Genomic DNA, 9,302 nt, shown 5'->3' with positions numbered 1-9,302 from the left:
ATCGAGTCATCACAACGGCTCGGACGCCACCGATGGGTTGTCGAGAGGACCGTGTCCTGGCTGGCAGGCTGCCGTCGGCTCCACCGCCGCTACGAACGCAAGGCTGAACACTTCCTCGCCTTCGTCAGCATAGCCGCAGCCCTCATCTGCCATCGCCGACTCGCCAAATGAAACGGCGTCTTAGATCGCTCGGCGCCGTCGCGGGACCGGGCCGCCCGTACGGTGAACGCCCGGGCCGGTGCCGCTGCTGGGACCCTGCCCGGCCCCGTCCACTAGGACATGGGCTGGGTACACGGTCATGACCTGCCGTTGTCCTCCCGGAAGCGATGCTCCAGCGCATCTGCTGAAACCCTGCTCAGCGCCGGTCCGACGAGGCCTCACGCTCCGCCAGGCGGCGCCAGCGGCTCACAAGTGCTCTCTGAGAGGGGGTTCCGCGAGAGTTCGGTGGCTCTCGTAGCGGTTGAAGGCGGGTTGTCCGGTTCTCGGCTTCACGGTCCGGTCGGCGCGCGGTGTGCTGGTGGGCATGGGCCAACGTCCTCCGTACCCGAGTGACCTGCCGGATGAAGCGTGGGAGCTGATCCGGCCGGTGATCACCGCGTGGAAGGCACGGCATCCCTCGGTCAGCGGCCACGGGGGCGCCTATGACATGCGGGAGATCGTGAACGCGATCCTCTACCAGGCCCGCACCGGCTGCCAGTGGCGCTACCTGCCCCACGATCTGCCGCCGAAGAGCGCGGTGTACTACTACTTCGGCAAGTGGCGTGACGACGGCACCGCCGAGACCGTCCACGACCTGCTGCGCTGGCAGGGCCGGGAAAGCAGCAGGCGGCACGAGGGCCCCACCGCCGTGATACTCGACTGGCAGACGGTACGGGCTTCGGTGAACGCGCCGAAGGAAACGACCGTCTGGATCCGGGCAAGAAGAGCCCGGGCCGCATGATCTCTTCAGGCTCGCGAGTGTCCTTCCGCGGTCTGCCGGTGCGCGCCATGGGTCCAACTCCCCGCTCGAAGGGTGGCTGCCGACGAAATGGGCCGCCCCAGGTGACGAAACGCGAGCCGGTTCGGCGGACCCATCGGTGCTGAGTGCGTTCACGTCGGCGCCGACGCTCAGGGGCGGGAACGTGGGCGCCTTTGCACGGGAACCCAGCGCGACGGAAGCCACGTACCGGCTGGTCAACGAATTTCGTCGGTTGGCCAGGGTGCGCGGCGTCATGCCTCGCTGCGCGGCGCAGCATAGAGGCAGCCACCGACATCGCCCCGGGGCGTCGCCTTGCCGCTGGGACGACCGCGCTGTTCAACCGTCAGGACGGGTTGAAAGACACCGAGGTGGTGCAGTGCGAAGGCCACGGCTGACCGCGCCGAGGCGACCGAAGCTGCGCAGGCCGACATTGCGCGGAGTCGCGATCCAGCCGGCGCGGGCGGCTTTACGTGGTTCATGTGGGGGTAACGGCGGACCGGGTCGGCGCGAGAGGCTCCTGGCGGTTTCGGCGCGGTGTGAGGACCGCGGTGAGGAGCACCGTGGCCGGCCACAGCACGATGCCGGCGGCGATGAGGGTCAGGGGCGGAAAGCCAGCGTGGTGGGCGGCGGACAGCGCGGTGGTGGTCTGCAGGGCGCCGGCGGTCGTCGCGAGGTCGCCGTGCCAGGCCGTGCGGTGGAGCGTGTGCTCCACCAAGTGGCGCAGGGCGCTGGCGCAAGCGACCAGGGCGGGGCCACCGAGGATGCTGATGGCCAGGGCAGCCGCCCACCGGGAGACGTCGGTGACGAGGATGGTGAGCGCTGCGCCGCCGGTCAGGAGCAGCAGGGTCATCAGCGCGGCCGTGGTGATCTTCAGCTGTCCAGCGTGCGATGGCTGGGGCGGGTCAAGAAGGTAGAGGCGGCGAGCAGCAGGCCGGCGAGAGTGCCGAGTGCTGTCGTCCCGGCCGCTGGCAGGGTGGTGATCAACGAGAGGATGCCAGTGATGGCGGCCGCAGTCAGGCCGGCCGCTGACACGGTCGTGCGGCGGGCACCCGTCTCGCGGCGGTGGCCGGCGGCGCAGGTGGCGGTCATGGTGGCGACCAGGGTGTGCGGGGGCTGGTGCGCTGTCGCGGTGGGCGCGTCAGCGCGGGCGGCCAGCGCGGTGTGCAGCCGGGTGAGTCGGGTGCGGGTGTCGGCCGCGGCGGCCGGCGGTCGGGGTTCTTGTCGAGGAGCTCCAGGACCAACTGCTCGAGCTCGCGGGGGGCGCCGTGCACGGACACCCCGTCCACCTCGGCGAACTGGCAGGTGCTGCGCCGTCCCGACGGAATGATGGAAGTCTCCCCGTCGGGCTCGAACCCGCGCACCTGCGTGAGGGTGACGCCGCAGCACAGCGTCTCGGTCACCAGCTGCGGTGACAGGTACGCCGAGTGGACCGTCGCCTACGGCTCCGACGGGCCCGGCAGCGTGGTGTGGGCCGACATCGTGCACACACCCGGCGACTTCTCCCCCTCGTACGGAAAGATCGTGGACGGCCCCGGCGTGACCGGCCGGATCGTGGTGAGGCAGGCCCCCATCGAACCGCACTACTGGGCACTGCAGCCGGCCGGATAGGAGTCGTCGGGTCGATCGCGGTCTCGGATGCCCGATGACCCTTGCCGCCTCGTGCCGCAGGCGGCGCTGCACCCGGTACACCGCCAGCGGTGGAGCCTCTGGCAGCTGGTGGCCCGCTCCCGGCGGGTTCGGGCTCCACGCCACCCATCTGCCGGGCCTCTGACCTGGGTGTTTCCTCAGGCGTCTCACGCGATGGCGCCGCAGAATGTTCAAAGCCCGTGTCATTTCCTCGGCTCACCTGCCACCACGGACACGGCCGCTCCGGCCCGAACGCCCCCTCCGGCAGCCGACCGTGAGTTCCTGGTTGCTCCAGGATGCCCAGGGCCACGGTGACCGCTACTGCTGTGTCCGCGGCTCGGGGCGGGGCCATGAGTCCCGGACGTTCCGCTGCCTGTCCGGTGTGCGGGGAGACCGGATCGGTGCTGAGGTGCGCTTCTGCGATACCAGCCGGGATCTGGTCCCGTAGGACAGCCGCGGGCAGGTCGCTCAGGACACGTATGCCCAGGGCCCGGACGTTCGCCAGCACTGCCGATGCCCGCTGGGGAGGGGTCCGGTAGGGGCAGAGGCCGGTGCGCCCCAATGGGCGGGCCGGTCCTCGACCGTGGTCAGGCAGGTCCGCGTCTTCCAGGGCTCCACATGCTCCCGTTCGTGGGCGCTGAGGGCGCTGTCGGCCTGATCGGCTGCGAGCAGGCCGCCGCCTGGCTCGGCCGCGCAGCAGGAGATCGACGACGGCTGGCGGGACGACCTGGAGGCGCTGCTCGCCAAGGGCGTGGACCAAGAGCGCTTGGACGCCGGCCTGGACATCCACGCCCGCGCCTCGGAGCTGCTCGCCCTGCTCGACGGGCTGAGCACACGGGTGGTGCTGGGCAGCGCGACGCCGCCCGGACGACGTCCCGGGAGCGTGCCCGCGCGGCGGCGGCCCTACTGATCCCGCGCACGTAGGCCGCCGCCCGGGGCGCCCGGCCGGACGCCCCCGGGGTTGTGACGATCCGGGGTTCGGGCGATCCCGGGTTCCGGTGATCCTGGCGGATCACCGGATCACTTGGCCTCCATGTCGCTCCTGATCATGGACATCGCGGAAGCCAGGATGCCGATGGCCCTCTGCACCTCGCGGATGCCCTCGTTGGTCTGGGGCTCGTCCTTCTGGTCGACCCCGGCGACACACGCGTTGCTTCCGTGCTCGAAGTCGGTCAGGGCTTCCTCCCAGAAACCCTTGGCCTTCTTGCTCGGAGGAGTGCCGAACTTCTTCGCCTTGCCCACCGCTGCCAGCAGCTCCTGACAGGCGGTGCGCTTGTCGTCCATCACTTGCATGCTCGCCGTGTTGACGTGGCTCGAGCTGTCGGACAGCGCCTTGACCCTGTCGTCGCCCCCCGAGGACCACCAGTCCTTCAACTCCTCAGCCGGGGTCGAGGAGCAGCCGACGAGCAGCACTCCGGTGGCGACGGTGGCGGTGGCGGTGGCGAGTAAGCGGACGCCGAAACGCATAAACCCCCCTATGTTCGATTCCCATTGATGTTGCCAGGAACCACCGTGCCGGGCAGGGCCAATGCGCGAACTGCCTACCGCAAGCGCTCCTGCTGCCCAGCGACGATGTCCTGCGGCACACGGTCACCGTCGACTTCGGCGGCAGCCCGTACGTGCCCACTCCAGAGGAGCTCGCGCGCCGCGAGTAGCCGGCCCCACCCGTGCAACAGGCGATCGACGCATACCTGGCACGGGCGGCATCCGATGTGGCCCCCGCCGGAACCTGACCCGCACCGCAGCCACGTCCTCTGCACCCACGTTCCCGAACGCTGCGGACGCCGCGCTCCGGCAAGGCCCACGCCGGGCCTGGGTCGGATGCACGGGACGCCCTCACGTCCGCTGAATCCCGAGGTGCGCGACCAAGTACGATCCGCCGTTCGAGACCGCCAGTTGAACGACAAGCTGAACTTGATATTTCAGCTCTGCTGTCGATGTGACTGAGCAATCCGGTCGACCCCTGAGCGTTTCAGCTGGCCGCCAGTTCTGTGAAAGGCTGCGGCATGTCCCATCACCTGCGGTTCTTCTTCGAATACGGCGTCGACACCCCGCTGTGGCCATCTGGCCTCGACAGCCCCTACGAATACCCGTGCGACCCGCAGAAGCTCCCTATCACCCGGGAAACCAGCAAGGAGCTGATGCGACTGGCCGACCTGTACCAGTCCTCACTCGACTGGGACCACCCGGCGGGTCCCTCACCCTGGTCCCGTGAGCAGCACGAATTGTTCCGGCGTGAGGCCGACGCAGCGCTGGAAGCGCTGCGCCGCGAGTTGGGCGACGGCTGGACGGTCAAGGACCGGAGGGGCTGAGTCACATCGGTGTTGGCCCACAAGCGTGCTCGGCTGGTCCGCCGTGGTTCAGGGGACATCATGGCGGGACCGGCAGTGGGGCTGTGACTCTTCGGGCACCGCAGCTTCGGTCGGCCGCATTGCCGTACAGGTGCGCGAGGCAATCGCACGACACGGCGGGCGAGTTGAAGTCAACATGCTCGGGACCGACAACTAAGACAACAGGGCCTCCGGGAACCACTCGGAATGGGATCGCACCCCCGAGCTATCTGGAGGCCCTGCTTTCACGCGCGGAAGCCGCCGCAGTCACCCGATCGAGACTTCCGTTCGACCGACAGCCTTCGAGATCGGTACGGGTGACAACCACTTACGTGTCGGGATGCTGCGGCAGGGCGAGCCAGTCCGACCAGGAGATGTCACGGCCGAGGAAGCGCGGCTGCTCGAACGGCCAGTCGGCGGCGATCCACTGCGGCACCAGCGCGTCGAGGGCCTGCTCGACCTTGCTGCCCACCAGCTCGTCCACCACCCACCAGCAGATCTCGCCGTCCGCGCCGGCCCTCTCCGGCGGGTCGATGTAGACACAGCCGAGCAGCGCTGTCTCCGCCGCGTCGAAGAGCGCGTAGTTGAAGGACTGGTGCGCGGCGATCTCCTTCTCGTGCCGCAAAAGGTCGGCCTGGTCGGCCTCGTAGGTCATGGTGGCCGCGGGCCAGCCCCAGGCCGGGCCGAAGATGGTCCACAGCCGCTCGCGCGAACCCATCACAGCCGGATAGTCGAGCGGGGTGTCCACCTCCCGGATCGGCCGCAGGTGATGACCACCGCCCGGCAGCGGTACCCGGACGGGGTGGACGAAGTCATCGGGAAGCCAGCTCATGATGCCCGACCGTAGCAGCGCGCGGCGGTCGGCTCCCCTGGATTTTCCCCGCATACCGCTACGCTCCGCTCTCATGCCGGGCAAGCCCCGCGATCACCCGATCGAGACTCCCGTCCGATCGACAGACTCCATGATCGCTATGGCAACGGCTTCTCACACCGGAACCATTCCTGCTGCTCACGGGGCCTGGGTGAGGGACCTGCCGGGTGGTCCCAGTCGCGGCTCGGTGAGAAGAGGTACAGGCTGACGATCTTGTCCCGTGGTCTCGGTGCCCGATTCCCGGACCGCCGGGGCTCGTCCATGAGGGATCATCACCTCATGGAGAGGGTCGTTGATCTTGGTGGGGTGGCTGCAGTTCTGGCTGCCCAGACGGTGGGCTGGAGGTCGGCTGGCCTCGAAGTGGGCCAGGTGACCTGGAGGGATGCCGAGGCCTCGTGGCCACAGCTTCTGCAGACCGGCAGGGCCCGGGTGCATGACCCCGACTCGGTGGGCGTGGTCATCTCTGGGCCGGGCGAGGCCGAGCTGTCGGTTGTGCTGTTCCGGGGCGGCTGGGCCGACGTGGACTTCATCGCCAGCCTCGACGACGCAGGGTCCCTCCCGGCCTCGGACATCACCTCGCCAACGGACTTCGAAGCCCGTATGAATCAGTGGGTCGCTCGTGTCTTCGGGATGTGCGGCGGTGCTTAGTGAGTGCTGGCCCGTCTCCGGTAAAGCTGGTGTTCGGCCCGGGCCCGGGTAGTCGTGAGGCGGTGGCAGGTCGGCCGCTGGAGGCGGCACCCTCGCGTCGGACCCCGGCAGGACGGCGACAGGAACGTTCAGGCGCAGCCACACGACGCCCCTCACCGGGGCCCGACTCGCCGACGGGGCTGCCGGGCCAGCCTGCACGGTCCCCGAGGTGCCGCGTCAGCGCCCCGCTCCCCCGGCCGGCGTCACCTCGGCACGAGCACCGACACGGTCACGAACTGACCAACCGTCACCGGCCGGAGCCCGCTGTCTGAAACAGGGGCGCGGCCTGGCGGTACCGCCAGGGAAAACCGGGACCGGGTCTCACCCACACACGCCGGCCCGGACCGCACCCGTTGCTGCACCCGGGTCATATCCAGAACGGCCGGACGTCCCACCTCTGTCGGTCCTCAGTGCTGTCGCACTCTTCGAGACTGACGCAGTCGGCGGCGGTCGCGTTCAGGAGGAGGGGAAGTCGTCTCGGTTCAGGGCATAGACGGTGCAGGGGCGGCCGAGGACTGTGTCCTCGCGTAGGGGCGTGAATCCGAGACGCTGGGCGACGGCAGCAGAGGCAGTGTTGCCGTGGTGGATCATGGCGGTGACCTGTTTGAGCCCCAGCGGACCGAAGCCCCACGCAAGAACGGCTTCGGCTGCTTCCGTGGCGTAGCCCCGGCCCCAATGCGTGCGGGCGAAGGTCCAGCCGATCTCGGTCTCGCCGAACTGCTCCCACCAGTTCAGGCCGCAGCGTCCGATCGCCTCGCCGGTGCTTCTCAGTTCGACGGCGCACAGTCCGTGGCCGCGCTGGGCCCACTGCTGGTGGACGTCGCGCAGGCGCGCGGCGGCTTGCCGGTGAGTGTAGCTGCCGACGAACTGGTTGACGTCGTTGTCGGCGTGGAGGCGCACCCACCAGTCGGTGTCGGCGAGGGTGAGCGGGCGCAGTCGGAGGCGTTTCGTGGTGATCACTGTCGTTCAGTCCTCGCTGTACGTGGGGTGTCGGTGTCATGAGGTGTCGGTGTCATGAGGTGCGGTGCTGCGCTACTTGGTCGGCAACAGTTGCGCCTGTGCCGCGGGCACCTGGTCCGGCCCGCGTCGGCGGATGACGGCGTGCGCTGCCTCCGCCGCTACGAGGCCGAGTGCGATGAACACCGCGCCGACGGCGCCGAGCCAGTGTGCGCCGAACCATGCCATTCCGGCCTGCCCGACCAGGGGCGCAGCCGAGACACCGATGTAGACCACGGCCGAGGCGAGGCCGGTGAGCAGTGGCGCCCCCGTCGGCATAGCGGTGATCAGGCGATGGGTCTGAGGTGCCAGGAGTCCCCATCCGCAGACGCCCCATACGAGGAGTGCTGCGACGGTGGAGAGCAGGTGTTCGCTCGTCCATGGCAACAGGACGAAGTCGATCGCCGCCACAGTGATGGAGGTGTTGATGATGCGGCGACCGCCGAAGCGGTCGATCAGACCGCCCGAGACGAGTGTTCCGACGGTGGCGGCCAGGCCCCACACGAACAGCAGGGCGGCAAGGGTGGTGCCGCTGCCGCCGGTGGCGCGGTCGAGGCTTTCGCCGATGAAGGAGTAGACGGTGTACAGGCCGGTGTAGACGAGGAGGGTGGTCAGCAGGGTCAGGCCGATGCGACGGTCGGCCAGCGGGGTGATGCGCGTGCGCAGCGGGATCGTCGGGGGTGTGGGGATCGCGGGCAGGAGCAGGGCGATACCCGCGGCGGCCAGCATTCCGAGCGCGGAGACGAACACCATGGTGGCGCGCCAGTTGCATGTGAGGCTGCCGATCGCCGTGCCGATGGGCGCACCGAGTGCGGTCGCGGCGCTGAGGCCCGTCATGACGGTGGCGATGGCGCGGCCGCGACGCTCTGGTGGCGCGAGGGCGGCAGCTGCGGCGACGGCGGCGGGGGTGACCATGGCGCCACCGAGCCCGGCGAGCGCCCGCGAGGCCAGGGCCACGCCGAAGACGGGGACGAAGGCCGTCAGGAGGTTGCCCACGGTGAAGATCGCAAAACCGGCGAGAAACAGCGTGCGGCGCGGCCAGCGCGCGGTGAGCGCGGCCATGACCGGACCGAGCACGGCGTAGGTCAAGGCGTAGGCGGTGAGCAGCCAGCCGGCGGTGCCGACGGGGACACCGAGGGAGTCCGCTGCGTCCGGCAGGATGCCGGCGATGACGAAGCTGTCGGTGCCTACGGCGAACATTCCGGCGGCTAAGACGACAAGTGATCGGTACACGACGGAGGAACCTCCAGGATGTTAGGTGTAACAGAAATGGTTACGACAATGGTCCGAAGAAAGGCCGGTCCCTGCGGACCAGCCGGGTGGGACTGGAGTTCAGAGGATGATCCCCAGGCTCAGGCAACCGTCTCCCTCAGTACGTCGGCGACGGTGACCGCAGCCAACTCAGCCTTCATCGACTCCTCCGCCCGGCTGTACGCCTCCCGCAGCACGGGTGGGAGGCCCCGGCCGACGGGGCACTCCTGGTTGGGAGTTGCGGCGTGCAATGCGATGAGCGGATCGGGCTCAACGGCCAGGTAGACGTCCCTCAGTGTGATCGACTCCGGGGCGCGAGCCAGCCTCCAGCCCGCACCCTGGCCGCGCTGCGAGACGACCAGGTCGGCGTCGCGCAGGCTGCCGAGGATGCGGCGGATGACGACGGGGTTGGTATTGACACTGACGGCGATCTGATCGGACGTCACAATGCCGTCGGACCGCTTGGGGCAGACCAGCGCCATCCAGGTCAGCGCGTGCGTGGCCACGGTCATGCGACTACTCGCGCTCATGGAACCTCCCGTTACCTGAAGCGGCCGATGCCGACCGCGTCGCAACTCATTCT

Annotated in this window: 14 protein-coding genes; 6 read left to right on the top strand and 8 right to left on the bottom strand. The window is 69.2% G+C overall.

Features of this window, described 5'->3' with window-relative positions; all coding sequences use genetic code 11:
* On the top strand, positions 1–171 hold a 171-nt coding region (locus tag AC07DU_RS32890; RefSeq protein ID WP_479115523.1), incomplete at its 5' end, for a transposase.
* 352 nt (positions 172–523) lie between these two features.
* Entirely contained in the window at positions 524–940 is a 417-nt protein-coding gene (locus AC07DU_RS32885) for a transposase (protein ID WP_479115515.1), read from the top strand.
* Between the two features lie 493 nt (positions 941–1,433).
* Here the strand turns inward: AC07DU_RS32885 and AC07DU_RS32880 are convergent, their stop codons facing one another.
* From AC07DU_RS32880 to AC07DU_RS32870, 3 genes are read right to left on the bottom strand one after another with little or no spacing between them, the layout of a single operon-like run.
* A complete protein-coding gene (locus AC07DU_RS32880; RefSeq protein WP_479115513.1) occupies positions 1,434–1,808 on the bottom strand; it encodes a hypothetical protein in 375 nt (124 codons plus the stop codon).
* Between the two features lie 20 nt (positions 1,809–1,828).
* Positions 1,829–2,047, bottom strand: a complete 219-nt coding sequence (locus tag AC07DU_RS32875; protein WP_479115511.1) for a hypothetical protein — start codon at positions 2,045–2,047, stop codon at positions 1,829–1,831.
* Positions 2,044–2,319 carry a hypothetical protein gene (locus AC07DU_RS32870; protein WP_479115509.1) on the bottom strand — a complete coding sequence of 92 codons (276 nt, stop codon included), beginning with the start codon at positions 2,317–2,319 and terminating at the stop codon, positions 2,044–2,046. Before AC07DU_RS32870 ends, AC07DU_RS32875 begins: the two co-directional genes overlap by 4 nt.
* A gap of 10 nt (positions 2,320–2,329) precedes the next feature.
* On the opposite strand from AC07DU_RS32870, the gene AC07DU_RS32865 reads away from it, so the two are divergent.
* Both AC07DU_RS32865 and AC07DU_RS32860 read left to right on the top strand, forming a co-directional pair.
* Positions 2,330–2,566 carry a hypothetical protein gene (locus AC07DU_RS32865; RefSeq protein WP_479038538.1) on the top strand — a complete coding sequence of 79 codons (237 nt, stop codon included), beginning with the start codon at positions 2,330–2,332 and terminating at the stop codon, positions 2,564–2,566.
* 721 nt (positions 2,567–3,287) lie between these two features.
* Positions 3,288–3,494, top strand: a complete 207-nt coding sequence (locus tag AC07DU_RS32860; RefSeq protein ID WP_479115521.1) for a TetR family transcriptional regulator C-terminal domain-containing protein — start codon at positions 3,288–3,290, stop codon at positions 3,492–3,494.
* Between the two features lie 110 nt (positions 3,495–3,604).
* Here the strand turns inward: AC07DU_RS32860 and AC07DU_RS32855 are convergent, their stop codons facing one another.
* Entirely contained in the window at positions 3,605–4,051 is a 447-nt protein-coding gene (locus tag AC07DU_RS32855; protein ID WP_360903789.1) for a hypothetical protein, read from the bottom strand.
* 539 nt (positions 4,052–4,590) lie between these two features.
* On the opposite strand from AC07DU_RS32855, the gene AC07DU_RS32850 reads away from it, so the two are divergent.
* Positions 4,591–4,896, top strand: a complete 306-nt coding sequence (locus tag AC07DU_RS32850) for a hypothetical protein (protein WP_479115506.1) — start codon at positions 4,591–4,593, stop codon at positions 4,894–4,896.
* A gap of 346 nt (positions 4,897–5,242) precedes the next feature.
* On the opposite strand, the gene AC07DU_RS32845 is transcribed toward AC07DU_RS32850, so the two are convergent.
* Positions 5,243–5,746 (bottom strand): N-acetyltransferase, encoded by a 504-nt coding sequence (locus AC07DU_RS32845; RefSeq protein ID WP_479038529.1) that lies wholly within the window; start codon positions 5,744–5,746, stop codon positions 5,243–5,245.
* Positions 5,747–6,091: 345 nt separating this feature from the next.
* On the opposite strand from AC07DU_RS32845, the gene AC07DU_RS32840 reads away from it, so the two are divergent.
* Complete coding sequence (locus AC07DU_RS32840; protein WP_479115504.1) at positions 6,092–6,433, top strand: hypothetical protein; 342 nt, start codon at positions 6,092–6,094, stop codon at positions 6,431–6,433.
* Between the two features lie 495 nt (positions 6,434–6,928).
* Here the strand turns inward: AC07DU_RS32840 and AC07DU_RS32835 are convergent, their stop codons facing one another.
* From AC07DU_RS32835 to AC07DU_RS32825, 3 genes are all read right to left on the bottom strand, one after another.
* On the bottom strand, positions 6,929–7,432 hold the full coding sequence (locus AC07DU_RS32835; RefSeq protein WP_479115502.1) for a GNAT family N-acetyltransferase: 504 nt from the start codon (positions 7,430–7,432) through the stop codon (positions 6,929–6,931).
* 72 nt (positions 7,433–7,504) lie between these two features.
* Entirely contained in the window at positions 7,505–8,701 is a 1,197-nt protein-coding gene (locus tag AC07DU_RS32830) for an MFS transporter (RefSeq protein ID WP_479115500.1), read from the bottom strand.
* Between the two features lie 119 nt (positions 8,702–8,820).
* Positions 8,821–9,249: an Rrf2 family transcriptional regulator gene (locus tag AC07DU_RS32825; RefSeq protein ID WP_479115498.1), complete on the bottom strand. Its 429-nt coding sequence runs from the start codon at positions 9,247–9,249 to the stop codon at positions 8,821–8,823.
* Positions 9,250–9,302 lie beyond the last annotated feature (53 nt).

This window comes from Streptomyces sp. NPDC045695, from assembly GCF_056432025.1.
This window is presented reverse-complemented; position numbering and strand designations above follow the sequence as displayed.